Genomic DNA, 25,318 nt, shown 5'->3' on the forward strand with positions numbered 1-25,318 from the left:
GGACCACACAACGCCCGGCCACCCCGACGACGGGCTCGGTCACCGCCGCCTACTGGTGCTCGTGGTGGTGTTGGACCCGCCCGGCTTCCGAGTGGAGGTGGCCGGGTGAAGCGGTGTCGAAGAGCTGATCCATGTCGTTGGCGGACCGGGCCAGGCTGAAGCAGCAGATCGCCATGAGCAGCCCGAGCGCCACGACCAGATCGCGACGCAGTGGCGTCGGCGGTGCCAGCAGGGCCCGGACGCGCTGCGGTACGGGGCCGCCGGTCGCCGCGAGCGAGTGGCGCGGGGCCCGCTTGGCCGCGAGTGCCGCGCGGGCGACCGCCCGCGCCACCAGGGACCGATCGCCCACCAGGGTGCCTGCTTCCTCGTCCGCCCAGCGCTCCACGGCGAAGTTCCCGGCGCGGGCGACGGGCCGCAGCAGCGGGTTGAGGGCCGAGGCGAGGCGCAGCGTCAGCAGGAATACGTGGTGGCGGTGGCGCAGGTGGGCCCGCTCGTGGGCGAGCAGCGCCGCGCGCTCGGCGGGGGACAGGGCCCGCAGCATCCCGGACGATACGACGACGCGGCCGGGTGAGCCGGGCAGCGCGAACGCCTGGGGCAGCGGATCGTCAACCACCGCGAGTTCACCGCCTGTTGGGAGGGCGCGGTACTCCCGGCGGGCCGCCAGCCAGAGCATCGTCTGCTGCCGGGCGCTGATCGCGAGCGCGCCGACACACCCCGCGAAGGCGACCGCGCAGACGGCGGCGACCAGCGAGTTGACCGGGGCCTGCGCTGCCAGCACGCCCGGTGACCACTCGCCTTCCTCGGCCACGGCCGGGATCTGCCCGATGAGGGTGAAGGCCGTCATGCCCAGCGCGGTGGCGGTGACGAGCGACGCGATCAGCGAGGTGAGCGTCAGGAGCCGGGCCGCCTGGCGAGGCGGCAGCCGCCCGCCGGCCCAGGGCGCGGCCAGCGCGAGCACCGCGCTGACCGCGAGAGGAGTGAAGAGGGCGATGCGCACCGCTCAGCCCTCCTTGTGTCCGCGCAGCAGCTGTTCCAGGATCTCCTCGTCCTCCGTGGCCAGTTCGGACACGAATCGGGCGAGCACCGCGGCCCGGTCGCCGCCGTTGTCGAGCAGCGCCCGCATCCCCGCGGCGGCGTGTCCCGCCTCGTCCCGTACGGGCGAGTAGAGATAGCCGCGTCCGGCCCGCTCGCGGGTGACCAGGCCCTTGTCGTGCAGCCTGGACAGGATGGTCAGGACCGTGGTGTAGGCGGGGTCGCCGGTGACCTGCGCGCGAACGCTGCCCGCCGCGACGGGGGCGCCGGCTGCCCACAGCGCGGCAAGCACCTCGTTCTCCAGCTCGCCGGGCGCCCGCCGCCCGGCCGCTTCGACGCTGTCGTCCGTCACGCTCATACTCCTCAGCCGCGGGGGAGCCCGGTGGGCCATCGGGCGGACCCCAAGCTACTACGTGGAGTAGAGCCCGTCGCAGCCGTGGTCGCGCAGCGGCCCGGTGGCCCAGCCATGGCCGCGCCAGGTGTCCAGGAGGGCGGGCAGCGCGCCCAGGGTGGAGCGCCACGAGCCCGTGGCGGAGGTGCAGTCGGAGTCGTGCAGCAAGACGGTGCCGCCGCCGCGCAGCGAGCCCATCACGGTGTCGTACACCGAGTGGGGCGTGGCGCGGCGGCGCCAGTCCTCGCCCCACGCCGTCCACAGCACGGGAGTGAGGTCGAGGTCGCGGCAGGCGAGATGGGCTGCCGTGCTCATCACTCCGTACGGCGGCCGGAAAAGGCGGGGCCGCTCGCCGGTGACGTCCGCGATCAGGTCGCGGGTGCGCGCGAGGTCGTCGCGAGTGGCGCGTGGCCCGCGCAGGACCAGGGGGCGGTGGGCCCAGCCGTGCACGCCGATCTCGTGCCCGGCGGCGGTCATCTCCTTGGCGAGCCCGGGTGAGCGGGCGAGCATCGAGCCGAGCAGGAAGAAGGTCGCCCGTACCCCCTCGCGGTCCAGGAGGCGCAGGAAGTGCGGGGTGGAGAGGTGGTCGGGCCCGTCGTCGAAGGTCAGCGCTATGTGGTCGGGGCTGCCCCGCCCAGAGAGCCGGGGCATCGTACGGTTGCGCAGCGGGCCGAAGGTGGACACGGCCGGCGCCGCGTGCAGGGCGGCGAGCGCGGGCAGCGTCCCCGCCGCGGCGAGCAGGGCGGCCTTCGCGGTACGGGAGTTCACAGTTCGTACCCCTCGATGAGGCGGTGGGCTGCCGTGGAGAAGCGCCCGGGATCGGAGCCGTAGGCATGGGCGAGGGGCGCGCCGATCCCCAGCGAGACGGTCGCGGTGAGCAGAGCCGCCACCAACCTGGGCCTCCGGCGCGCCAGTTGGGGCCGCCCCGGCACGACCGGACGTGGTGCGGCCATGCCTGTGATGGCGGCCACAGGGGAGGAATCCGACGAGAACAGCGCGAGGCCGGCGGCGCGTTGGCGTTCACCGCGCGGCCCCTTGACCAGGTCGGAGAGTACAGAGGGGAGGTCTTGGGATTCTCGTATCCAGACGGCCAGCCCCGCCTCGTCCAGGGCTGCGGCATTGGTTCGGCCGTGACCCGGTATGCACCGATAGCTGGCGACGGGCAGCCCGCTGGCGAATGCCTCGATCGAGGTGAGGCCACCCGCGTTCTGGACGAGGACGTCGCAGGCGTGCATCAGCATCGGCATGTCCCCGACCCACTCGTGGACGTACGGGAAGCCCTCGGCGCGCAACTGCTCGGCGAGCGCGCTGTTGCGGCCGCAGACGATGACTGGCTCGGCGATCGCGCTGTCCCGTATCTCGGCGGCGGACTCACGCACCGGCCCGACCCCCCAGGACCCGGCGACAAGCAACGCCAGCGCGCCATCGTGGGGGAGGCCGAACCGGTCCCGGGCGGCCTGGCGTTCGGGCTCACCTGTCGCGGTGAACCGGGCTCCCGTCACCGGCCCGGTCACCGTCACGCGGGCCGCGCCGAGCGCCTTGGCCTGCGCCGCCGGAACGGGGTGGGCCGCGAGGTGCGCGTCGATGCCGGGGGCCGCCCACAGCGGGTGTACGGAGAAGTCGGTGAGGTAGGTGAGCACGGGGACGTGGAGGCGCCCCCTGCGGCGCAGTGCGCCGAGCACCTGGCTCGCGCCCGGATAGGTGGACACGACCGCTCGCGGACGCGGACCGATCGCCCGGAGCGTGCGCCGCTCGGCGCTGCGGAACAGAGCGCGGACTACGGGCCCCGGCGAGCCGGAGCGTTCGGTGGCGGCGTAGATCCGCTGATAACCGGAGGGCGCGGCGGTCAGGAGCCGGTGGTACGCACCGGACAGGACCCGGCCAAGACCCGCCGGCAGCAGGTCGAGGAAGTCAAGGCGGTCCACCTCGAAGCCGGCCGCCTCCAGCTGCGTGGCGAGCGCGTCGGCGGCACCGTCGTGCCCCGCGCCGACACTGGCGGACACGATGGTGATCAGGCCGGCCGGGGGCACTGCGTTGGGCCGGAAGTCATCCGGGACGTCATGTCGGGGCACGGCTGGTCAGCCTCCTGAAGGAGCACGCGGAGCAGGCCACAAGAACGGCCGGGACGACGCGCCCGGCGTGGGGCTGACACGGGAATCTACTACATGATGTAGAACATGAGGGACGGCTGTAGACGAACCGTTTGGTGGCCGACCGGACACTCCCGGAAAACCAGGGGGCGTTTTCCGTCTGTTCCTCCTCACGGCAACGCTTCACCACAACGGAGACCCATGACCGATGACCCGCCTCACCATCACGCAGGCATTGGACGGCGCGTCCATCGACGGCAGTCTGTACAGCGAATTCACAGACTTCGCCCGGCACACCCACTGGTCAACTCGCCCATGGCCGCCGCACTCTTCCTCGTAGACACCGCCGCTCTCTTCCTCGTAGACAGGCGTCCGGCGGTCGCCGCCCCGGCCAAAGCGCTCCTGGTGGCCGCCTCCCTTGTCTACGCCGGCGCCCACCATCCGCATGACGTCGTGGTGGGTCTCGCCGTCGGCGCCGTTGTGGGGGGCGCGGCGTCTTGGGCAGCCCGCACCTTCGCGGGGCCGTTCGTGTCCCGGCTGCGTGACGGGCCTCTCGCGCCGCTGCTCGTCGCGATGACGTAGGTCATGAACGCCGTGAGCACAGCAGTTCGTGCCGTTCGACGAGTGCGGGGGATCACATCGACCCTGGCTCACACAGGCACATCTCCGTCCGGACTCGCCCCGCCACAGGAGCGCCCCTCATGCACGTCTCCACGGTTTCCCGGGCCCTCGGCCGGCTCCAGCGCCGTCTGACCTGGGCCATAGTGGCTGCCTACGGCGCTGCCCTGCTGATGCCCGCGCCCGGCAACGCCGTCCGTCATCTGCGCCTCTCCGCCCGGTTCGCCCCCGGCGGCTCGTCCTACCCCGTCACGGCGCAAGGAGTGCTCCTGGCCTTCGTCCTGTTCACCGCCGCCCTCCAGGTGCCCAGCTCCGCGCTGTCGCCCCTGCTGCGCAAGCCGCTGCCCCTGCTGGCCGGCACCGCCACGGGAGCGGCCGCCCCTCTTTTCCTGCTGCCCCTGGTGGCGTTCGGCCTGGGACAACTCCCCGACAGCGACGGGTGCGGCGGGCTGATCACCGGGATGGCCCTCATCGGGGCGATGCCCGTGGCGGGCGGCGCCACCGTATGGGGACACCGGGCGGGCGGCAACCCCGCCCTCCTGCTCGGCCTGGTGCTGACCACCACCCTCCTCAGCCCGCTCACCATCCCCCTCACCCTCGACCTCGCCGCCCACGTGACCAGAGGCTCGTACGCCACCGACCTCGGACGCCTGGCACGGACCAGCGGCGGCTTCTTCGCCCTGGCAGGCGTCGCCGTCCCCTGCCTGGCAGGACTACTCGTCCGGGCGATCAGCCCCCGGCGCACGCTGGAACGCCACCTGCCCCTGCTGCGGCTCCTGTCGCTGGTCTGCGCCCTCTGCCTCACCTACACCAACGCCGCCGGCGCTCTGGGTGGATTCCTCCGCCACCCCAACCTCGCGCTCCTCACGGCCTCGGCAGTCACCGCCGCCGTGATGTGTGCCGCCTCCTTCGCCATCGGCTGGATCCTGGCCAAAGCCCTGCACACCACACACGGCGACACCGTCGCCCTCACGTTCGCCACCGGCATGAACAACAGCAGCGCCGGGGCCGTCCTGGCGTCGACCCAACTGCCCACCCACCCCCAGGTACTCCTGCCCGTGCTCGCCTACAGCCTGCTCCAGAAGACCGGCGCCGGCCTGACGGACAGCCTGTTCGCCCGCAGGCGCGACGCACCTCGGGCGGCGGCCGCCGTTGAACGCGCCGGATGAGCAGCGGCGTCGCTGTCAGGAGGCGAGCAGGCTCCGGCCCAGCCAGTCGGAGGAGTCCTTGGCTCCCGGCAGCGCGTAGAAGTAGCCGCCGCCGGTCGGGGAGATGTAGTCGACGAGCGGCTCGTCGATCAGCCGCTCCTGGGTCGTCTCGAACTGCCGCTTGACGTCCTGTTGGTAGCTGCAGAAGACCAGACCCATGTCGAGGTTGCCGACGTTGTCGATGCCCCGGTCGTAGTTGTAACCCCGGCGCAGGAGACGGGTGTTGTCCGTCTGCGCGGTCCGGGGGTTGGCGAGGCGTATGTGCGCGTCCAGCGGGATCGCGGTGCCGTGCGGGTCCCTGGTGTAGTTGGGGATGTCGGTCTCGGTGGCGCCGTCGAGCGGGGCGCCGGTGTCCTTGCGGCGGCCGAACATCTTCTCCTGCTCGGTGAGCGAGACCCGGTCCCAGAACTCGACGAGCATGCGGATGACCCGGATGACCTGGTAGCTGCCGCCGACCGCCCAGGAGGGCTCGCCCAGCGCGTCGCCGACCCAGATCAGCCGGTCGGTCTCGCGCGCGGACCTCACGTCCGGGTTGACGATGCCGTCCTTGAAGCCGAGCAGGTTGCGCTGGGCACCGGTGGGGCGCGGCGTGTTCTGGAAGCCGTCGATGCGCCACTTGATCTGCATGGCGCCGCGGGTGTGCCGGGCGATGTCGCGCAGGGCGTGCAGGACCACGTCCTGGCGGGCGCCGCAGATCTGGAGCGAGAGGTCGCCGTGGCATTCGGCGGCCTTGAGGTTGTCGTTGGGGAAGGTCCGCATGGGCGTGAGGCGCACGGGCTTGGCCTTGGCGAGTCCGTACCGGTCGTCGAAGAGCGAGGCGCCGACGCCGACCGTGACGGTCAGTTCGTCGGCGGGGACGACGGGCCCGAGGATGCCGTTGTCGGACGGTGGGGCTCCGACGCCGAGGTCGGCGGGGGTGCCGCCCGCGGTCAGGAAGCGGGCCCGTTCGGTGATGGTGCGCAGCAGGCCGGCGAGGTCCTCGCGGCTCTCGGCGATGACGTCGAAGGAGACGAACGTGGCGGCCGCGGGCTGCGGCGTGAGGATGCCGGCCTGGTGGGCGCCGTGGAAGGCGACCTGACCCCCGTCGGTGGTGCCGTCCGCGTGCGCCGGGGCCGTACCGGCCTCGCCGAGCGCGAATCCCCCGCCAGCCAGGACGGCACCGGCAGCGCCCGCGCCCAGGGCCTTCTTGACGAACGAGCGCCGTCCGGCGGGGCAACCGCCTTGCGGGGCGGGGGTCTCGGCGGGCATGTCGGGGTTCCCTTCGGGGCGTGCGGCACATCGTTCGGCGGGCATCAGGCGGACTTCCGGATCTCCAGGAGGTCCGGCACCGGGGCCAGGTCCTCCAGGAGCTGGCCGGTCGCGCCGTTGAGCCGGGTACGGGCCGCGGCGTCCAGCTGATCGACGGGCGTCCAGCTCCGGCCGTGGCGCGCGGCGTCGAGCAGCTTCTGCACCCGGTCGATATCGCCGTCGACCCTCGACAGCAGCTGGGCGTCGCGCGGGGCGAGCAACGGCCTGAGCACGCCGAGCAGTTCACGGGTGCCGGCGAGGTTGGCGTCGGCGGTGGCGAGGCTGGTCCCGCTGCCCTGGTCGGCGTCGCCGGTCAGCTCGGACTGGAGGGTGTTCTCCAGGATCTCGTGGGTGCGCAGCGGCAGGTCTCCCGGGGCGAAGTCCTGGGCGGGGAAAGCCTTTTGGAGACCGGCCGCGTCCTCGGCGAGGCGCGCCGCGGGGGCGGCGAGGGCGCCCGCCGACTGACCGTGCCACAGGCCGTACTCGACCCGGTGGAAGCCAGTGAAGTCCTTGTCGTTCACGCCGTCCGGGAGGCCTGCGGCACGTCCGTTGATCTTCTTGTCGAAGTCCTGGAAGGTTCCGTAGGCGGCGCCGAGCGAGGAGTAGGTGCGGTGCGCGGTGAGCCAGTCGGTGCGGGCGGCGTCCAGGTCGCCGCCCGCGATGTCGTCGCTGAGCTGCCTGGTCTGAACGGCCAGGGTGGCCAGGTTCTGGTTCACGTACTGCTTGTACGCGGTGAGGGGCGCCGCCAGGTCGGCGTCGGAGACCGGCGCGACCGCCTTGGCGGCGCCACCGCCGCTGACGCGTACGGGCACGGAGGTGACGGCCTTGCCTCCGGTCGGCACACAGCGCCAGGCGTAGGAGCCGCCCGCGACGGTGGCGACGAGGTCGCGGGTGGTGCCGGGGGCCAGTCCCTCGATCTCGCCGTACACCGCGTTGCTCGCCGGGTCGATGAGGTAGACCTCGGACGCCTTGTCACCGGTGTTGTGCATCTGGAAGGTCCGGCGGCCGGGCTTGGGCGCGCTGAACCCCTTGCCGCACTCCTTCTCGGAGACCGCGACGGTCTGCGCGCCGACGGGCTTGGACCCCCCGAAGGCGACCACGGCGCCCGCGATGACGGCGGGCACGGCGACGACCGCGACCGGCACCATCCAGGCGGGCCGCCGCCGTGAGGGCGTCTGGGGCCCGGTGGGCTCGCCTTCGGCGGATCCCGCGGCCCTGACGGGCTTCTCGGCCGTCGTGCGCACGCCTTGGACGAACAGGGTCATCACGACGGCGAGGTAGGCGACGTAGGTGAGGACCTGGAGCCAGGTCATCGTCGGTGTCAGGTTGAACACGCCCTGGATGAGGGTGCTGTACCAGGCGCCCGGATCGATGCTCTGGCTCAGGTCGACGGCGTACGCGGACTTGCCGGGCAGCACCCCGCCTTCCTGGAGGTCCCGCAGGCCGTAGCCGAGCACTCCCGCGGCGATGACGATGAGCACGGCGCCGGTGGCGGTGAAGAACTTGGTGAGGTTGATCCTCAGGACCCGGCGGTACAGGCCCCAGCAGAGCCCGACGGCGATCACGATGCCGATGCCCGCGCCGATCATCGGGCCCGCCGACTCTCCAGCCGCTCGGGCCGTGGTCCACAGGAACAGGGCGGTCTCCAGGCCCTCGCGGCCGACCGCGAGGAAGGAGGTGACGACGAGCACGCCCGCACCCATGGCGAGCGCCCCGGTGACCTTCTCCTTGATCTCACCGGAGAGGTTGCGCGCGGAGCGGCGCATCCAGAAGACCATCGCCGTGACGAACGCGACGGCGATCACGCTGAGCGTGCCGCCGAACGCCTCCTGGGCGGTCGCGGACATGCTGGCGGCCGAGAAAGTCAGGACCGCCCCGAAGCTCATCGCCAGCGCGACCGCCGCGAGAACCCCGGTCCACACCTGTGGCAGGCGGGACTTGGCGTCGGCGCGCACGAGCGTGGCGACCAGGATCGAGACGATCAGCCCCGCCTCCAGTCCCTCCCTCAAGCCGATCAGAAAGCTCGGAAACGCGTCGTCCCACATACCCGTTCTCTCCAGCCTCGCGACCGACATCCACCCCGCGACGACGTCCGGCGCCCCGCTCGCATGGTTAGCGAAGGCATACCTTAGTTTTCTTGGCGAGATCTGTCTACACAGCTGTAGTCGAGGGCATCCCCCCGTAGCAGTCCGCCACGAACCGGCCGCCGCTCCAACCGCCGACCAGGCAGCCACCACGGGCTCTCCCGCTCCCTCGCCGAGCGGCCTCGTCCGTGGCAGATCCACCTCCGGAACAACATCACTGTCCCGGCACCACGATGTCCCCGGCGCGGGGAAGTTCTTGTCGACGCGTCAGGTCGATTCCGCAGGGGAGCGGGACCGGCAGCAGGAGGCACTGTGGAAGGCCTACAACGCGTGCGGCCCCTTTATTTGTCGGCACCGGCGGTCCCGCCGCCGGTGGCCGGACGTCCTCGGACGACACGAAACGAGCACAGACCAACCGGCCGCACGTGCTCTGACAAGGCGAAACGTCACCCGGCGGTACGACCGGGCGCCACGCGGCATGAACGTACGAACGCGCTGGCCGGAGCCGCTTCGCCTAGCACTCGATGATGTTCACCGCGAGCCCGCCGCGGGCCGTCTCCTTGTACTTGACGCTCATGTCGGCCCCCGTCTCCTTCATCGTCTTGATGACCTTGTCCAGGGACACCTTGTGGCTGCCGTCGCCGCGCATCGCCATCTTGGCGGCGGTGACGGCCTTCACGGCGGCCATGCCGTTGCGCTCGATGCACGGGATCTGGACCAGGCCGCCGACCGGGTCGCAGGTCAGACCCAGGTTGTGCTCCATGCCGATCTCGGCCGCGTTCTCGACCTGTTCCGGGGTGCCGCCCAGGACCTCGGCGAGGGCGCCGGCCGCCATCGAGCAGGCGGAGCCGACCTCGCCCTGGCAGCCGACCTCGGCGCCGGAGATCGAGGCGTTCTCCTTGAACAGCATGCCGATCGCGCCGGCCGCGAGCAGGAAGCGGACGACGCCGTCCTCCTTCTCCTGCGGGGTCCCGCCGGGCACGAAGTTCATGTAGTAGTGCAGGACCGCCGGGATGATGCCGGCCGCGCCGTTGGTGGGCGCGGTCACGACGCGCCCGCCCGCCGCGTTCTCCTCGTTGACGGCCATCGCGTACAGCGTCGCCCACTCCATCGCGTGCGCGTCGGGGTTGCCCTCCGCGCGCAGCTGGCGGGCGGTGGTGGCGGCGCGGCGGCGGACCTTGAGGCCGCCGGGCAGGATGCCCTCGCGGGACATGCCGCGCGAGACACAGGCCTGCATGACCCGCCAGATGTCCAGGAGGCCGGAGCGGATCTCCTCCTCGGTGCGCCAGGCCTTCTCGTTCTCCAGCATCAGCGCGGAGATGGAAAGGCCGGTCTCCCGCGCGAGCCGCAGCAGCTCGTCGCCGGTGCGGAAGGGGTGCTTGAGGACGGTGTCGTCGGGCACGATCGGGTTGTCGCCCGCCGCGCCCTCCTGCGCGAGCACGGTCTCGTCGACGACGAAGCCGCCGCCGACCGAGTAGTACGTCTTCTCCAGGACGAGCTCGCCGTCGGGGTCGTAGGCGAAGACCGTCATGCCGTTGGCGTGGTAGGGCAGCGCCTTGCGGCGGTGCAGGACCAGGTCGTCGTCGTAGGAGAAGGCGATCTCGTGCATGCCGAGCACGTTCAGCCGGCCCGACTCCTTGATCTTCTCCACGCGGGCGTCGGCGGTTTCCACGTCGACCGTGCGTGGCGAGTCGCCCTCAAGGCCGAGCAGGACCGCCTTCGGCGTGCCGTGGCCGTGCCCGGTCGCGCCGAGCGAGCCGTACAGCTCGGCCCGTATGCGGGCGGTGTGGGCGATCAGGCCCTCGTTCTTCAGGCGCGCCGCGAACATCCGGGCCGCCCGCATCGGGCCGACGGTGTGGGAGCTGGACGGGCCGATGCCGATCGAGAACAGGTCGAAGACCGAGATGGCCACGGAGAACTCCTTGGGGTTGGTAGACGCCGTTGTCTGCCGTGGTGGTGCAGAGCAAAGCTGGCACAGCATGGGATGGGGCACCACGCTCACTACCCAGTGTGCGGGGTGCCCCGGGGCTTTCGTACGGAAGGATCCGATAACGAAAGAGTACGAAATTACTTCAGGCCGGGGTACAGCGGGTGCTTGGCGGCCAGAGCGGACACCCGGGCCGACAGGGCGTCCTTGTCGAACTGCGGCTTCAGCGCCTCGGCGATGATGTCGGCGACCTCGCGGAAGTCCTCTGCACCGAAGCCGCGGGTGGCAAGCGCCGGGGTGCCGATGCGCAGACCCGAGGTGACCATCGGCGGCCGGGGGTCGTTCGGGATGGCGTTGCGGTTGACCGTGATGCCGACCTCGTGCAGACGGTCCTCGGCCTGCTGGCCGTCCAGCTCCGAGTTGCGCAGGTCCACCAGGACCAGGTGCACGTCGGTGCCGCCGGTCAGGACGTCCACGCCCACCGCCTTGACGTCGTCCTGGACCAGGCGCTCGGCCAGGATCCGGGCGCCGTCCAGGGTGCGCTGCTGGCGCTCCTTGAACTCGGGGGACGCCGCGACCTTGAAGGACACCGCCTTCGCCGCGATCACGTGCTCAAGGGGGCCGCCCTGCTGGCCGGGGAAGACCGCCGAGTTGATCTTCTTGGCGAGTTCCTGCGTCGAGAGGATCACACCGCCGCGCGGACCGCCGAGGGTCTTGTGCGTGGTGGTGGTCACGACGTGGGCGTGCGGGACGGGGTTGGGGTGCAGACCCGCGGCGACCAGGCCCGCGAAGTGGGCCATGTCGACCATCAGGTAGGCGCCGACCTCGTCCGCGATGCGGCGGAAGGCGGCGAAGTCCAGCCGGCGCGGGTAGGCGGACCAGCCGGCCACGATCAGCTGCGGCTTGGCCTCCTTGGCCAGGCGCTCGACCTCGGCCATGTCGACCTCGCCGGTCTCGTCCACGTGGTAGGGGACCACGTTGTAGAGCTTGCCGGAGAAGTTGATCTTCATGCCGTGGGTCAGGTGACCGCCGTGGGCCAGGTTCAGACCCATGATCGTGTCGCCCGGCTTGAGCAGCGCGAACATGGCCGCCGCGTTGGCCTGGGCGCCCGAGTGCGGCTGCACGTTGGCGGCCTCGGCGCCGAACAGCGCCTTGACGCGGTCGATCGCGATCTGCTCGACCACGTCGACGTGCTCGCAGCCGCCGTAGTAGCGGCGGCCCGGGTAGCCCTCGGCGTACTTGTTGGTGAGGACCGAGCCCTGGGCCTCCATGACCGCGACCGGAGCGAAGTTCTCCGAGGCGATCATTTCGAGGGTGGACTGCTGACGGTGGAGCTCGGCGTCGACGGCGGCGGCGACGTCCGGGTCCAGCTCGTGGAGGGGCTGGTTCAGAAGCGACATCAGACGATCCCTGTTTCCCTGTATCCCTGTGGTGCGGGTCAGCTGGCGAAGTCGGTGTACTCGGCGGCGGTGAGCAGGTCGCCCGGCTCGTCCGTGACCTTCACCTTGAACAGCCAACCGCCCTCGAAGGGGGCCGAGTTGACCAGCGAAGGGTCGTCCACGACGTCCTGGTTGGCCTCGACGACCTCGCCCGTGACCGGGGAGTACAGGTCGCTGACCGACTTGGTGGACTCCAGCTCGCCGCAGGTCTCGCCCGCCGTCACCGTGTCACCCACCTCGGGAAGCTGTACGAACACGACGTCACCGAGCGCGTTGGCCGCGTGCTCCGTGATGCCGACCGTCGACACGCCGTCCTCGGCGTTCGACAGCCACTCGTGCTCCTTGCTGTAGCGCAGCTGCTGGGGGTTGCTCATGACCTGAATTCTCCTGTACGCGGGGAAGTGCTGCTGACGGGGTCTCGAGAAGTGTCGCGGAAGGCGAGAGACGAGAGGGGGAGGGGAAGAAGGACGCGCGTCACTTCTGGCGCTTGTAGAAGGGGAGCGCGACGACCTCGTAGGGCTCGTGCGTCCCGCGGATGTCGATGCCGACCCCGGCCGTGCCCGGCTCGGCGTACGCCGCGTCCACGTAGGCCATGGCGATCGGCTTGCCCAGCGTCGGCGACGGCGCGCCCGAGGTGACCTCGCCCACGGTCTCGCCCCCGGCTCCGCCCGCGGCGACCACGGCGAACCCGGCGCGCGGCACCCGGCGGCCCTCGGCGATCAGTCCGACCAGCTTGCGCGGCGGGTTCGCGCCGGCCTTCTCGGCGGCGGCCTCCAGAGCGGCGCGGCCCACGAAGTCACCGTCCTTCTCGAACTTGACGACCCGGCCGAGGCCGGCGTCGAAGGGGGTGAGCGCGGTCGTCAGCTCGTGCCCGTACAGCGGCATGCCCGCTTCCAGGCGCAGCGTGTCGCGGCAGGACAGGCCGCACGGCACAAGGCCCGCGTCCGCTCCGGCCTCGGTCAGCGCGCGCCACAGCCGCTCGGCGTGCTCGGGCGCCACGAACAGCTCGAAGCCGTCCTCGCCGGTGTAGCCGGTGCGGGCGATGAGCGCGGGCACGCCCGCGACGGTGCCGGGCAGGCCCGCGTAGTACTTCAGGCCGTCCAGGTCGGCGTCCGTCACGGACTTCAGGATGCCGGGGGACTCGGGGCCCTGGACCGCGATCAGCGCGTAGGCGTCGCGGTCGTCGCGGACCTCGGCGTCGAAGCCGGCCGCGCGTTCGGTGATCGCGTCCAGCACGATCTGAGCGTTGCCCGCGTTGGCGACCACCATGTACTCGGTCTCGCCCAAGCGGTAGACGATCAGGTCGTCGACGATGCCGCCGTCCTCCTGGCAGATCATCGTGTAGCGGGCGCGGCCCACGCCGATGGTGGCGATGTTGCCGACGAGCGCGTAGTTCAGCGCCTTCATGGCCTCGGGGCCCGTGACGGTGATCTCGCCCATGTGGGAGAGGTCGAAGAGCCCGGCGCGGGTCCGTACGGCGTTGTGCTCGTCGCGCTCGCTCCCGTACCGCAGCGGCATGTCCCAGCCCGCGAAGTCGGTCATCGTGGCGCCCAGCGATCGATGCAGGGCATCGAGGGAGGTGAGGCGGGGGGCGTTGCTCATGGATGGTGCTCCAAGGTCCCGGGGCATGACGGTCGAGGACATCCTCCCCATCTGTCATCGGAACCTGAGAGGTTCACCGGCGCGCGCTGCGCGGCTCGGCTTGCACCTTGGGTGGGACCGCCCGGCAGGGGACAGCCCGCTTTTCAGATCTGCCTCACCCGCGCGGTACGGGGCCTGAGAGATTCAAGGGAGGAACTTGCTCCTTCGGCGCCCCAGCTCACAGCTGCTGAGGACTCTCCCGCGCGGATTCGAACGGCCGGTATGCAGTTGGCGCGCACATCATTGCACGCATCCCGAGGACGGCACATCGCCGGTGACCCATTACCGGCTCTTTACACTCCCTGGGCAAGGAACGCGGGAGCGAACAGGGGGGAGTGCCATGACGGCGGACCACAGGACCGGTCGGGTGCGGGAGGTGCCCGCGCCGGACGGCCGGAAGGCGAGGCTGACGGTACCGGCGGCGCGCCGGGCACGCTCGGGGCGACCGGGGCCCGGGGTGTCAGAGGTGTCTGAGGTGCCCAAGGCGCCCGAGGTGCACAAGGCGCCCGAGGTGCACAAGGCGCCCGATGTGCCCAAGGTACCCAAGGTGTCCGGGACGGTATGGGATCTGCGGGGGCGGCCCGGGCTCACCCCGCCGGAGCTCCTGTTCGACGCGGGTGACGTCGTGGTGGTGTCCGGCCTGCCCGGCAGCGGCAAGACGACTTTGATGCGCCGCGCCGTCACCGACCGCAGGATCGACTCCCAGGACACCCGGCTCGCCTGGCAGCGCGCACTGCCCGGCATCCCCTACCTCCTGTACCGCCCGCTCACCCGCACCGCGCACTTCGCGCGGACCTGGTGGGCGCTGCGCTCGGGCGACAGCCTCGTCGTGCACGACTGCGGCACCCAGGCCTGGGTGCGGCACTGGCTGGGGCGGGGCGCGCGGCGCAGGGGACGCGCACTGCGTCTGGTCGTGCTCGACGTGCCGGCCGGCACCGCTCTGGAGGGCCAGGCCGCGCGGGGCCGCTGGGTGTCGGCGTACGCCTTCGCCCGGCACCGCGGCGCCGCCCGCCGCCTGATCGCCCAGGTCGAGGCCGGGCGGCTGCCGACCGGCTGCGCCAGCGCCGTCCTGCTCGACCGGGAGTCGGCCTCCGTGCTGCGACGGATCGGCTTCACCGAGTGAGGCGCGCGGGCGTGCGCCGGGCCCTGGCCCCGTCGGCTTTCTTCCGGCCAGGGGTGCGGCGTTAGGGTCGAGGTGCACGGCCGCGCAGGAGCCGGGCACGCGGCGGGGGTCGGGGACAGTCGGGGGAGAGGGACGGCACATGAACTTTCCGGAGCAGGTGTTCGCGCATCCGCACGGCGGCGGAGGCTGGCCGGGCAACGAGCTCGAAGAGGTGCTGGCCGCGGCTGTCGGGCAGCCCGACGCGGGTCCGCGCCTGATAGAGGTCCTGGGCCGCAACGCGGTGTGGGTGCCGCTGCCCAACGGCGGCAGCCAGGACAGCACCGACCTCGACCTGCCCACCCTGGAGCTGGACGGCGCCCCCTATGTCCCCGTCTACAGCTCCGAGCAGCAGTTCATGCAGTGCGTAGGTGCCCATATGTCGTTCGCGGTGGCGCCCGCCGTCGAGTTCGCGCGCGGGCTCCCGCCGCAGCTCGGCATCGTGGTCAACCCCGAGGGCACCGTCGGCATGCCGCTGCCCCCGCCCGCCGTGGCCGAGCTGTGCCGTACCGGGCGTACCGCACTCGATGGACCCGCGTCCGGCGCCCGGGTACGCCTCTTCGAGCCGGACTGGCAGGAGGACCCGGTGCAATTCCTCGGCGTCGCGGCCGAGGAGTTCGAGGCGACCGGCGTGGTGCTCAGCGCCCGCCGCGCGCTCGCCTCCATCGAGGGCGACGCGCCCACCCTCTTCATCGGCGTGGAGTTCTCCACCTGGGACGGCGCGGGACGCGGGGCCCCCATGGAGGCACTGGGCCGGGCGCTCGGCCGCGCCCCGGTCGGCTGGCCGGTCCACCTGGTCCTGCTCGATGTGACACAGGATCCCGTCGCCACCTGGATGCGTGAGCGGGTACGCCCCTTCTATACGCGGGCCCAGTAACAACCGCCGGGCGCCTCGCGGCAGGTCCTCGCCGGGTCATGGCGGTGTCTGCGCGGCGGCTTAACCTGGTTTCATGACCCTTGCAGCCCCGCAGCCGCACGCGCGTGCCCGGGGCTGCGGGGCTGCGGGGTGGCGCAGGACGTCGGCACGGTGGATCGAAGAGGGGCGGAACCCAGGGTGAGCGCGTCAGGCACCGCCGCGGCCGGGCAGGTCGAGCACATGCTGCGCCAGGTGACGCCCGGGCGCTACGACGTGTACGAGGCGCTGCTGCACGCGCTCGCCGACCCCGCGTCCGGCCGGCTGTGGATGCTCCTGTGGAACGGCACGCCGGGCTCGCCGGACGCCCAGTACGGCACCATGGAGGTCGACGGCGTCGCGTACGCGCCCTGTGTGACCTCGTCGCAGGAGCTCTCCGCCAGCGGCTGGAACCGGGCGCACGAGGTGACCGGCGCCCTCGACGTCGCCCGCGCCCTCTACCCCGACCGGTACGGGATCTGGCTCAATCCGCATGCCCCCGGCGGCGGCGTCGGCATCCCCTGGACCGACCTGCGGCGGATCGCCACCGGCCTCGACCGGATGCCCGCAGGACCGCTCAGGCTCTGCGAACCGGCCGTCGAGGTACCGCAGTTCTACGCCCTGCTCGCGCAGAACGCGCACCACACCCCGGCCGTGCGCTCCCTGCGCCGCGCCTGGGTGCAGCCCGCGCTCGGCGCGCCCTACCTCGCCATCGGTCTCGATCTGTACGACTTCGGCGCCACGTCCGTGGAGGCCGTGCGGGCGATGATGCGCCAGTCGGCGGCCGCCGTGCCGGACGGGCTCGCCGTCTCCGCGGTCGCCATGTCGGACGCGTACGACCCCGTCTGCATGTGGCTGAAAGCCCACGCACGCCCGTTCTACGACCGTGAGGCAAGCGCCGCTCCGGCCCCCGGAACGTCCGGCTACGGCTACCCGCCGGCCGCCCCGCGCGCCTACTGAGTCCGCCCCGGCGGCCGCGCGGCTCCTCCGGCGCGCGCACCGGGCTCCGCCGCGTGAGGCTCCCACCAGGGCGGACGCGGTCAACTTCCCCCGCGCGCCTGGGGAATGTCCGTTCTGATGGGGCGAAGACCGCAATGGCCCCGCGTGTCACATGCGCCCCAACTTCCGCATGTCCGACCCCTGTTAACCCGCGTCCGCATAACGGAAACCCCCTTTCCGCATCACGTTTGCGCATACTTTCGCCGTCAGGTCTGGCGGGTGATCGCGACGCCATTGAAGACTCCCGGCATGCAGGGCCGTTCGGGCCCGTGTGCGAGCAGCCCGACCCGCTGCCCGGTGTCGCCCCCCGCTCGCACTGCTGATGGGAACGCGCCGCTACAGCGGCAAGTGCGGGCCGGTCACCGCCGGTTGAGAGGGGTCCTTGCCACGATGACGGCACCATTGCACGACACACCCGCCGACGCGGACCCGACCGCCGACCTCGGCGCCACGCCGAGCGACGAGACCAGAGCGGTCGAGGGGCGTTCGCTGGGCCGTATCGCCTGGAACCGGCTGAAGAAGGACAAGCTCGCCCTCACTGGTGGCATCGTTGTCGTGTTCCTGGTCCTCGTCGCGATCTTCGCGCCGTGGATCGTCGACGCGTTCGGCCATCCGCCGGAGGAGTTCCACGAGGACCAGATCGACCCGCTGCTCTCCACGCCGACCGGCAGCTGGGGCGGCATCAACTCCCACTTCCTGCTGGGAGTTGAGCCGGTCAACGGCCGCGACGTGTTCAGCCGCATCGTCTACGGCGCGCGCGTCTCGCTGCTCGTGGGCTTCCTCGCGGCGGTCTTCGCCGTCGTGGTCGGCACCGTGCTCGGCGTGATCGCCGGTTACTTCGGCGGCTGGCTCGACGCGATCATCAGCCGGGTGATGGACATGCTGCTCTCCTTCCCGCAGCTGCTCTTCATCATCGCCCTGATCTCCGTGGTCCCCAGCCAGCTCTTCGGCCTCAGCGGCACCGGAGTGCGGCTGCTCGTGATGATCCTCGTCATCGGCTTCTTCGGATGGCCGTACGTGGGGCGCATCGTGCGCGGCCAGACGCTGTCGCTGAGGGAGCGCGAGTACGTCGAGGCGGCGCGCAGTCTGGGCGCCGGCCGCGGCTACATCCTGTTCAAGGAGCTGCTGCCCAACCTGATCGCGCCGGTCACCGTCTACATGACGCTGATGATCCCGACGAACATCCTCACCGAGGCGGCGCTCAGCTTCCTGGGAGCGGGCGTCAAGCCGCCCACGTCCTCCTGGGGACAGATGCTGTCGACGGCGATCGCGACCTACCAGTCCGATCCGATGTTCATGATCATCCCGGGTGTGGCGATCTTCATCACCGTGATGGCGTTCAACCTCTTCGGCGACGGCGTCCGCGACGCCCTCGACCCGAAGGGCACCCGCTGATGCGGGAATTCACAGACTCCGGCCCGGCGCACCGCACGGGCCGCGACACGCAAGACGCCCACTACGGAGGAAGCGAGATCGTGACAACCCCAGGTTCATCAAGGCGAAAGACGGTCGCCGGCGCCGCGATCGTCGTTGCGGCTCTGCTGTCCACCGCGGCCTGCGGCGGAGGTGGCGGCAGCGACAGCAAGGGCAAGGCGCCCGGTTTCAACGCCGCCAACAGCAAGCTGGCGAACGCGTCGACGAAGAAGGGCGGCGAGCTCAAGTTCGTCGGTACCCAGGACGCCGACTCGTGGGACCCGCAGCGTGGCTACTACGGCTTCATGTGGGACTACGCGCGCTACTACACGCGCACGCTGATCACGTTCAAGGCCGCCCCGGGCAAGGAGAGCGAGACGCTCGTCCCGGACATCGCGACCGGTCTCGCCGAGGTCTCGCCGGACAAGAAGACGTACACGTACCACCTGAAGGACGGCGTCAAGTGGGAGGACGGCAAGGCCGTCACCTCCAAGGACGTCAAGTACGGCATCGAGCGCATCTGGGCGCAGGACGTCATCTCCGGCGGCCCCGTCTACCTGAAGGACGTCCTCGACCCCACCGGTGAGTACAAGGGTCCCTACAAGGACACCTCGCCCGACAAGCTGGGTCTGAAGGCCATCGAGACGCCCGACGACAAGACCATCGTCTTCAAGCTGCCGGCGCCCAACGTCGACTTCGAGCAGATGCTGGCCATGCCCTCGGGCACCCCGGTCCGCCAGGACAAGGACACCCAGTCGAAGTACGGCCTGAAGCCGTTCTCGCTCGGCCCGTACAAGTGGGAGTCCTACTCGCCCAACAAGTCCATGGTCCTGGTCCGCAACGACCAGTGGGACCCGAAGACGGACAACGTCCGCAAGGCCCTGCCGGACAAGATCAGCCTCACCCTGCTGAGCAGCGCCGACGAGATGGACAGCCGTCTGATCAACGGCGACTACGACGTCGACATCAACGGCACCGGCCTCGGCGCCGCCGGCCGCACCAAGGCGCTCCAGCAGTACAAGGGCAACGTCGACAACCCGGACACGGGCTACATCCGTTACGCGGTCTTCCCGCAGACGGTGGCCCCGTTCGACAACGAGCACTGCCGCAAGGCCGTCATCTACGCGGCCGACCACAAGTCGCTCCAGACCGCCCGCGGCGGCCCGCAGGCCGGTGGTGACATCGCCACCAACATGCTGCCGCCGATCATCAGCGGTTCGGACCCGAAGTACGACCCCTACGGCGCGACCGCCAACGACGGCGCCCCGAACATCGCGAAGGCCAAGGAAGAGCTCGCCGCCTGCGGCAAGCCCGATGGCTTCTCCACCACCATCGCGGTCCGCAACAACAAGCAGGTCGAGGTCGCCACGGCGCAGTCGCTCCAGGCCGCGCTCGCCAAGGTCAACATCAAGGCCGACATCGACCAGTACGACGGCGCGCAGACGACCGGCATCATCGGCAACCCCGAGGTCGTCAAGAAGAAGAACTACGGAATCATCATCATGGGCTGGGGCCCGGACTTCTCGTCCGGCCAGGGCTTCCTGCTCCCGCTGGTCGACTCCAAGTTCATCCTGCCCAACGGCAACAACAACTACTCGATGCTGAACGACCCGGACATCGACAAGCTCTTCGACAACGCCATCGCGGCGAACACCCCCGAAGAGGCCGCCGGGATCTACAAGCAGATCAACCAGAAGGTCTCCGAGCACGCCGTCTACCTGCCGTTCGTCTTCGAGAAGAACGTCAAGTGGCGCAGCTCCCGCCTCACCAACGTCTACACGACGACCAACAACAACGGTTTCTACGACTACGCCTCGCTCGGCGTCGAGAAGTGACCGTCGTCCAATCGCTCCGCCGGCGCACCCGCCGCTAGGCACGAAGGGCAGGTGAAGGCCGTCGTGTGACGGGTCGGGGGTACCGCAATCCGGTGCCCCCGGCCCGCCGCCGGGCCGAGAGCAGTGCTCGCATATCTCATCAGGCGGTTCGCCGCCGCCATCGTGATGCTGCTGATCGTCATGCTCGTGACGTTCGGCATCTTCTTCCTGGTTCCCAAGTGGACGGGCGTCGACCCGGCCACCATGTACGTCGGCAAGCAGTCCGACGCCGCTGCTCTCGAAGCGGTCCGCTCCAAGCTGGGTCTCGGCGACCCGATCTTCGTCCAGCTCTTCGACTTCGTGAAGGGCATCGTGGCCGGCCGCGACTACACCGGCGGCGGTACGACGATCCACTGTGACGCCCCGTGCTTCGGCTACTCGTTCAAGAACGAGCAGGCGATCTGGCCCGTCCTCAAGGACCGTTTCCCCGTCACCCTGTCGCTGGTCATCGGCGCGGCCATCCTGTGGGTCATCTTCGGCGTCCTGACCGGCGTCGTCTCGGCCCTCAAGCGCGGCTCGCTGTGGGACCGGTTCTCCATGACGGTGGCTCTGGCGGGCGTGTCGCTGCCCATCTACTTCACCGGTCTGCTGTCGCTTGCGATCTTCACCTACCAACTGCACTGGCTCAACGGGGAGTACGTGCCCTTCAGCCAGTCACCAACGGGCTGGTTCAGCGGTCTCCTGCTGCCCTGGATCACACTCGCCTTCCTCCAGGCGGCGATGTACGCCCGTCTCACCCGGGCGACCATGCTCGAAGTGATGGGCGAGGACTACGTCAGAACCGCCCGGGCCAAGGGACTGACCGAGGCCACCGTCATCGGCAAGCACGCCATGCGCTCCACCATGGCGCCGATCCTGACGGTCCTCGGCATGGACATCGGCGCCCTCATCGGCGGCGCGATCCTCACCGAGACCACCTACAGCATTCCGGGTCTGGGCCGGGCCGTGCTCCAGGCCATCAACGACCGCGACCTTCCGGTGATCCTCGGTGTCACGCTGATCACCTCGGCGGCGGTGATCTTCGCGAACCTGGTCGTGGACCTCCTGTACGCCGTGATCGACCCCCGAGTGAGGCTCGCATGACCGACCTGAACAAGACCGGCGCCGCCGTCGGCGAACCGGTCGCGGGTGAGCGGCCCTCGGACGCCTTCCTCGACGTACGCGACCTCAAGGTGCACTTCCCGACCGACGACGGCCTGGTCAAGTCCGTCGACGGGCTCACCTTCTCGCTGGAGAAGGGCAAGACCCTCGGCATCGTCGGTGAGTCCGGGTCCGGCAAGTCCGTCACCTCGATGGGCATCATGGGGCTGCACACGGCCGGCCAGTACGGCAAGCGCAAGGCCCAGATCTCCGGCGAGATCTGGCTCAACGGCAAGGAGTTGCTGTCGGCCGACCCGGACGAGGTGCGCAAGCTCCGCGGCCGCGACATGGCGATGATCTTCCAGGACCCGCTGTCCGCGCTGCACCCGTACTTCACCATCGGCAAGCAGATCATCGAGGCCTACCGGGTCCACCACGACGTCGACAAGAAGACCGCTCGCACCCGGGCGATCGAGATGCTCGACCGGGTCGGCATCCCCCAGCCCGACAAGCGCGTCGACTCCTACCCGCACGAGTTCTCCGGCGGCATGCGCCAGCGCGCGATGATCGCGATGTCGCTGGTGAACAACCCCGACCTCTTGATCGCGGACGAGCCGACGACCGCCCTGGACGTCACCGTGCAGGCGCAGATCCTGGACCTGATCCGGGACTTGCAGAAGGAGTTCGGCTCCGCGGTCATCATCATCACCCACGACCTGGGCGTCGTCGCCGAGCTCGCCGACGACATCCTGGTGATGTACGGCGGACGTTGCGTGGAGCGCGGACCGGCCGAGAAGGTCTTCTACGAGCCCCGCCACCCCTACACCTGGGGGCTGCTCGGTTCGATGCCGCGCATCGACCGGGAGGAGACCGAACGGCTCATCCCCGTGAAGGGCTCCCCGCCGTCCCTGATCAACATCCCGTCCGGCTGCGCCTTCAACCCGCGCTGCCCGTACGCCGATGTGCCCAAGGACAACATCACCCGGACCGTGCGCCCCGAACTGGCCGACGGCGGGAGCGGTCACTGGACCGCCTGCCACATGTCGCCGGATGAGCGGGAGCGCATCTGGACCGAAGAGATTGCGCCCAAGCTGTGAGCGAGGACAAAGGCGTGACGGACAACGACGTGACGATTCCCGCCCAGAGCAAGGGCGCCGTCCCGGCCGGGACCAGGACGTCCGGCGAGGTGGCTCCCGGCGAGGTCCTGCTCAAGGTCAGCGGCCTCCAGAAGCACTTCCCGATCCGCAGCGGCCTGCTGAAACGGCAGACCGGCTCGGTCAAGGCCGTCGACGGCCTCGACTTCGACGTGCGCTCCGGCGAAACGCTCGGCGTGGTCGGCGAGTCCGGCTGCGGCAAGTCGACGATGGGCCGGCTGATCACCCGGCTGCTCGAACCGACCGGCGGGACCGTGGAGTTCGAGGGACGGGACATCACCCACCTCGGGGTGCGCGGCATGCGGCCGATGCGCCGCGACGTCCAGATGATCTTCCAGGACCCGTACTCCTCGCTGAACCCCCGGCACACGGTCGGCGGCATCATCTCGGCCCCCTTCAAGCTCCAGGGCGTCCAGCCCGAGGGCGGCGTCAAGAAGGAGGTCCAGCGGCTTCTGGAGGTCGTGGGGCTCAACCCCGAGCACTACAACCGCTATCCGCATGAATTCTCCGGCGGTCAGCGTCAGCGCATCGGCATCGCCCGCGCGCTCGCGCTCAAGCCGAAGCTGGTCGTCGCGGACGAGCCGGTCTCGGCCCTCGACGTCTCGATCCAGGCGCAGGTGGTCAACCTCCTCGACGACCTCCAGCAGGAGCTCGGCCTCACCTACGTGATCATCGCGCACGACCTGTCGGTCATCCGGCACGTGTCGGACCGGATCGCGGTCATGTACCTGGGCAAGATCGTCGAGCTGGCCGACCGCAAGTCGCTGTACGCGGCGCCGATGCACCCGTACACCAAGGCGCTCATGTCCGCGGTGCCGGTGCCCGATCCGCGGCGGCGCGGCATGAAGAGCGAGCGGATCCTGCTCAAGGGTGACGTTCCCTCGCCCATCTCGCCGCCGAGCGGATGCCGGTTCCACACCCGGTGCTGGAAGGCGACGGAGATCTGCACGACCAAGGAGCCGGTGCTGGTCGAGCTGAAGCCGGGCCAGCGGGTGGCCTGCCACCACCCGGAGAACGCGCCGGACCAGGCGCCGGGCGAGACGGTTCTCGCGGAGGCCCGGGAGTCGATCGAGGTCGTGACGATCGGCGGAACGGATGCGGAGGCCACCGAGCCGGTGGTGGCGGTGGAGGCGCCCGAGTCGGCGGCATCGGCTGAGCCGGCGGAGGCGGTCGAGTCGTCCGAGCCGGCGGAGGCGTCCGAGGCGGAGGTACCCGAAGCGGCCGCGTCCGAGACCGAGGTGCCTGAAGTGGGCGCGTCCGAGGCGGAGGTACCCGAAGCGGCCGCGTCCGAGGCGGAGGCGCCTGAAGTGGGCACATCTGACGCGGCAGTGTCCGAAGCCGGCGCGTCCGACGCGAGCGTGGCCGACTCCGAAGCCGAGGCGCCCGACGCCGGCGCGGCCAAAACCGACGTCCGCAAGTCGGCGGCCGGCAAGCCGGGGGCCCGTAAGCCGGCGGCTCGCAAGACGGGGGGCCGCAAGCCGGGAGCAGGCAAGCCGGAGACCGGGGCGCAGGAGTCAACCGGCAAGTAGGGCATGACAGTTCAGTAAAGTCATGTTCATGACGAGACGGGAGAGTGCAGAGTCTGCGTGTCCGTACCAACGGCACACGCTCGAAGGGCAGACTCATGGCACTCTCCCGTTCGGCACGTCACAGCTCCCGGCTGCTCGCCCTCGCCACCGCGGTGGCCGCCGGATTCACCATCGCCGCAGCGCCCGCCGCCTCACCCGGCGCCCCGGGCATCGGCGATCCGTACTTCCCCCTGATGGGCAACGGTGGTTTCGACGCCCTGCATTACGACCTCGGGGTGAGCTACAACCCCGATTCCGGGCGCCTGGACGGGCGTACCACGGTCACCGCCCGCGCCACCCAGAACCTCTCCCGCTTCGACCTGGACCTCCAGAAGCTGACGGTCGACTCGATCCGGGTGAACGGCAGGCCGGCCGACTTCAGCAGAACCGGTGACGAGATCGTCATCACCCCACGCCACCGGCTCTCCCGGGGCGAGCAGTTCGAGGTCACCGTCGTCTACGGCGGAGTGCCGCACGCGCTGAACGGACCCATCGTCTTCGGCTCCGACTACGGCTGGATGAAGACCAAGGACGGCGTTTTCGTGGCCTGCGAGCCCAACGCCGCCTCCACCTGGTTCCCCTCCAGCGACCACCCCTCCGACAAGGCCACGTACGACATCCGCATCGACGCGCCGAAGGGGCTGACGGGCGTGTCCAACGGGCGCCTGGTGGACTCCTACGACCGAGGGGGACGCTCGTACTACCACTGGCGCGAGAGCAAGCCGATGGCGACCTACCTGGCCACCGCGTCCATAGGCAAGTTCGACGTGAAGACCGGCCGCACGCCCGGCGGTACGCCCATCTACGTGGCCATCGACCCCGTACTCGCCAACCAGAACAAGGTCGACGTGTACGCGGTGACCGCCGAGGCCACCGACTACTGGTCCAAGCTCTTCGGCCCATACCCCTTCGAGGAGACCGGGGCCGTCGTGGACGACATGCCGCAGGCCGGGTTCTCCCTGGAGACCCAGTCCAAGCCCAGCTATTCGGCGGTACGTTCCGAGTCGACCATCGTGCACGAGCTCGCCCACCAGTGGTTCGGCGACTCCGTCTCGGTGGCCCACTGGGACGACATCTGGCTCAACGAGGGGTTCGCGACCTACGCCCAGTGGCTGTGGGCCGAGCACCGCGGCACGAAAACCGCGCACGAGTCCTTCCTCGCCGCCTACAACTCGATCCCGGCCGACGACGACTTCTGGAAGATCGAGGTGGCCGACCCGCAGCGCGACACGATGTTCTCCGACGCGGTCTACGAACGCGGCGCGATGATGCTCCAGGAACTGCGCGAACGCATCGGTGACCAGGCCTTCTTCAAGCTGCTCCCGGCCTGGACCAAGGCCCACCGCTACCACAACGCCGACACCGAGGACTTCATCGGCCTCGCCGAGGAGATATCGGGCAAGTCGCTCGACGGGCTGTTCCAGAAGTGGATCTACGACACGGGCAAGCCCGCACTCTGAGC

21 protein-coding genes and 1 riboswitch are annotated in these 25,318 nt (G+C 70.4%); of the genes, 11 read left to right on the forward strand and 10 right to left on the reverse strand.

Features of this window, described 5'->3' with window-relative positions:
- Positions 1 to 49 precede the first annotated feature (49 nt).
- Genes ABR738_RS28360 through ABR738_RS28375 form a run of 4 tightly spaced genes read right to left on the reverse strand, consistent with a single transcriptional unit; the run spans position 50 to position 3,495 of the window.
- Positions 50 to 997, reverse strand: a complete 948-nt coding sequence (locus ABR738_RS28360) for a M56 family metallopeptidase (RefSeq protein ID WP_350232781.1) — start codon at positions 995 to 997, stop codon at positions 50 to 52.
- A gap of 3 nt (positions 998 to 1,000) precedes the next feature.
- The gene (locus tag ABR738_RS28365) at positions 1,001 to 1,390 is read right to left on the reverse strand and encodes a BlaI/MecI/CopY family transcriptional regulator (protein WP_502964160.1); all 390 of its coding nucleotides are present in this window, start codon (positions 1,388 to 1,390) and stop codon (positions 1,001 to 1,003) included.
- Between the two features lie 51 nt (positions 1,391 to 1,441).
- Positions 1,442 to 2,191: a polysaccharide deacetylase family protein gene (locus ABR738_RS28370; RefSeq protein WP_350232783.1), complete on the reverse strand. Its 750-nt coding sequence runs from the start codon at positions 2,189 to 2,191 to the stop codon at positions 1,442 to 1,444.
- Positions 2,188 to 3,495, reverse strand: a complete 1,308-nt coding sequence (locus ABR738_RS28375) for an MGDG synthase family glycosyltransferase (protein WP_350232784.1) — start codon at positions 3,493 to 3,495, stop codon at positions 2,188 to 2,190. The genes ABR738_RS28370 and ABR738_RS28375 overlap by 4 nt, the downstream gene beginning before the upstream one ends.
- 333 nt (positions 3,496 to 3,828) lie before the next feature.
- Here ABR738_RS28375 and ABR738_RS28380 point away from each other — a divergent pair, with 333 nt between their 5' ends.
- Positions 3,829 to 4,095 carry a phosphatase PAP2 family protein gene (locus ABR738_RS28380; protein ID WP_350232785.1) on the forward strand — a complete coding sequence of 89 codons (267 nt, stop codon included), beginning with the start codon at positions 3,829 to 3,831 and terminating at the stop codon, positions 4,093 to 4,095.
- 119 nt (positions 4,096 to 4,214) lie between these two features.
- On the forward strand, positions 4,215 to 5,300 hold the full coding sequence (locus ABR738_RS28385) for a bile acid:sodium symporter (protein WP_350232786.1): 1,086 nt from the start codon (positions 4,215 to 4,217) through the stop codon (positions 5,298 to 5,300).
- A 15-nt stretch (positions 5,301 to 5,315) separates the two neighbouring features.
- On the opposite strand, the gene efeB is transcribed toward ABR738_RS28385, so the two are convergent.
- The 6 genes from efeB to gcvT form a co-directional block, all read right to left on the reverse strand.
- Positions 5,316 to 6,587, reverse strand: coding sequence for an iron uptake transporter deferrochelatase/peroxidase subunit (gene efeB, locus ABR738_RS28390; protein WP_350232787.1), 1,272 nt, complete (start codon positions 6,585 to 6,587; stop codon positions 5,316 to 5,318).
- A 44-nt stretch (positions 6,588 to 6,631) separates the two neighbouring features.
- The gene (gene efeU / locus ABR738_RS28395) at positions 6,632 to 8,671 is read right to left on the reverse strand and encodes an iron uptake transporter permease EfeU (protein ID WP_350232788.1); all 2,040 of its coding nucleotides are present in this window, start codon (positions 8,669 to 8,671) and stop codon (positions 6,632 to 6,634) included.
- 553 nt (positions 8,672 to 9,224) lie between these two features.
- Positions 9,225 to 10,622, reverse strand: a complete 1,398-nt coding sequence (locus tag ABR738_RS28400) for an L-serine ammonia-lyase (RefSeq protein ID WP_350232789.1) — start codon at positions 10,620 to 10,622, stop codon at positions 9,225 to 9,227.
- A 155-nt stretch (positions 10,623 to 10,777) separates the two neighbouring features.
- Positions 10,778 to 12,037 carry a serine hydroxymethyltransferase gene (gene glyA, locus ABR738_RS28405; protein WP_350232790.1) on the reverse strand — a complete coding sequence of 420 codons (1,260 nt, stop codon included), beginning with the start codon at positions 12,035 to 12,037 and terminating at the stop codon, positions 10,778 to 10,780.
- Positions 12,038 to 12,075: 38 nt separating this feature from the next.
- Complete coding sequence (gene gcvH, locus ABR738_RS28410; RefSeq protein ID WP_350232791.1) at positions 12,076 to 12,450, reverse strand: glycine cleavage system protein GcvH; 375 nt, start codon at positions 12,448 to 12,450, stop codon at positions 12,076 to 12,078.
- A 100-nt stretch (positions 12,451 to 12,550) separates the two neighbouring features.
- Entirely contained in the window at positions 12,551 to 13,678 is a 1,128-nt protein-coding gene (gene gcvT, locus ABR738_RS28415) for a glycine cleavage system aminomethyltransferase GcvT (protein WP_350232792.1), read from the reverse strand.
- Positions 13,679 to 13,831: 153 nt separating this feature from the next.
- Positions 13,832 to 13,929: riboswitch (glycine riboswitch) on the reverse strand.
- A 254-nt stretch (positions 13,930 to 14,183) separates the two neighbouring features.
- On the opposite strand from gcvT, the gene ABR738_RS28420 reads away from it, so the two are divergent.
- From ABR738_RS28420 to ABR738_RS28460, 9 genes are all read left to right on the forward strand, one after another.
- A complete protein-coding gene (locus ABR738_RS28420) occupies positions 14,184 to 14,840 on the forward strand; it encodes an AAA family ATPase (protein WP_502964161.1) in 657 nt (218 codons plus the stop codon).
- Between the two features lie 139 nt (positions 14,841 to 14,979).
- Complete coding sequence (locus ABR738_RS28425) at positions 14,980 to 15,753, forward strand: enhanced serine sensitivity protein SseB (RefSeq protein WP_350232793.1); 774 nt, start codon at positions 14,980 to 14,982, stop codon at positions 15,751 to 15,753.
- 177 nt (positions 15,754 to 15,930) lie between these two features.
- Positions 15,931 to 16,728: an enhanced serine sensitivity protein SseB C-terminal domain-containing protein gene (locus ABR738_RS28430; protein WP_350232794.1), complete on the forward strand. Its 798-nt coding sequence runs from the start codon at positions 15,931 to 15,933 to the stop codon at positions 16,726 to 16,728.
- Positions 16,729 to 17,157: 429 nt separating this feature from the next.
- On the forward strand, positions 17,158 to 18,162 hold the full coding sequence (locus tag ABR738_RS28435; protein ID WP_350232795.1) for an ABC transporter permease: 1,005 nt from the start codon (positions 17,158 to 17,160) through the stop codon (positions 18,160 to 18,162).
- Between the two features lie 80 nt (positions 18,163 to 18,242).
- The gene (locus ABR738_RS28440; RefSeq protein ID WP_350232796.1) at positions 18,243 to 20,015 is read left to right on the forward strand and encodes an ABC transporter substrate-binding protein; all 1,773 of its coding nucleotides are present in this window, start codon (positions 18,243 to 18,245) and stop codon (positions 20,013 to 20,015) included.
- Between the two features lie 123 nt (positions 20,016 to 20,138).
- Positions 20,139 to 21,137, forward strand: a complete 999-nt coding sequence (locus ABR738_RS28445; protein WP_350232797.1) for an ABC transporter permease — start codon at positions 20,139 to 20,141, stop codon at positions 21,135 to 21,137.
- The gene (locus tag ABR738_RS28450; protein WP_350232798.1) at positions 21,134 to 22,231 is read left to right on the forward strand and encodes an ABC transporter ATP-binding protein; all 1,098 of its coding nucleotides are present in this window, start codon (positions 21,134 to 21,136) and stop codon (positions 22,229 to 22,231) included. Before ABR738_RS28445 ends, ABR738_RS28450 begins: the two co-directional genes overlap by 4 nt.
- Before the next feature lie 29 nt (positions 22,232 to 22,260).
- Positions 22,261 to 23,817, forward strand: a complete 1,557-nt coding sequence (locus ABR738_RS28455; protein WP_502964248.1) for an ABC transporter ATP-binding protein — start codon at positions 22,261 to 22,263, stop codon at positions 23,815 to 23,817.
- A 95-nt stretch (positions 23,818 to 23,912) separates the two neighbouring features.
- On the forward strand, positions 23,913 to 25,316 hold the full coding sequence (locus ABR738_RS28460; protein ID WP_350232799.1) for a M1 family metallopeptidase: 1,404 nt from the start codon (positions 23,913 to 23,915) through the stop codon (positions 25,314 to 25,316).
- Positions 25,317 to 25,318: the final 2 nt, after the last annotated feature.

Origin of the sequence: Streptomyces sp. Edi4 (assembly GCF_040253615.1) — a bacterium.
In the GTDB taxonomy this organism is placed as follows: domain Bacteria; phylum Actinomycetota; class Actinomycetes; order Streptomycetales; family Streptomycetaceae; genus Streptomyces.

Excerpts from the sequence above, each read along its gene's own strand:
- ABR738_RS28365 (WP_502964160.1), bottom strand. The coding sequence starts at position 1,390 with ATGAGCGTGACGGACGACAGCGTCGAAGCGGCCGGGCGGCGGGCGCCC.
- ABR738_RS28380 (WP_350232785.1), top strand. The coding sequence starts at position 3,829 with ATGGCCGCCGCACTCTTCCTCGTAGACACCGCCGCTCTCTTCCTCGTA.
- ABR738_RS28385 (WP_350232786.1), top strand. The coding sequence starts at position 4,215 with ATGCACGTCTCCACGGTTTCCCGGGCCCTCGGCCGGCTCCAGCGCCGT.
- efeB (WP_350232787.1), bottom strand. The coding sequence starts at position 6,587 with ATGCCCGCCGAGACCCCCGCCCCGCAAGGCGGTTGCCCCGCCGGACGG.
- efeU (WP_350232788.1), bottom strand. The coding sequence starts at position 8,671 with ATGTGGGACGACGCGTTTCCGAGCTTTCTGATCGGCTTGAGGGAGGGA.
- glyA (WP_350232790.1), bottom strand. The coding sequence starts at position 12,037 with ATGTCGCTTCTGAACCAGCCCCTCCACGAGCTGGACCCGGACGTCGCC.
- gcvH (WP_350232791.1), bottom strand. The coding sequence starts at position 12,450 with ATGAGCAACCCCCAGCAGCTGCGCTACAGCAAGGAGCACGAGTGGCTG.
- gcvT (WP_350232792.1), bottom strand. The coding sequence starts at position 13,678 with ATGAGCAACGCCCCCCGCCTCACCTCCCTCGATGCCCTGCATCGATCG.
- ABR738_RS28425 (WP_350232793.1), top strand. The coding sequence starts at position 14,980 with ATGAACTTTCCGGAGCAGGTGTTCGCGCATCCGCACGGCGGCGGAGGC.
- ABR738_RS28435 (WP_350232795.1), top strand. The coding sequence starts at position 17,158 with ATGACGGCACCATTGCACGACACACCCGCCGACGCGGACCCGACCGCC.
- ABR738_RS28450 (WP_350232798.1), top strand. The coding sequence starts at position 21,134 with ATGACCGACCTGAACAAGACCGGCGCCGCCGTCGGCGAACCGGTCGCG.
- ABR738_RS28460 (WP_350232799.1), top strand. The coding sequence starts at position 23,913 with ATGGCACTCTCCCGTTCGGCACGTCACAGCTCCCGGCTGCTCGCCCTC.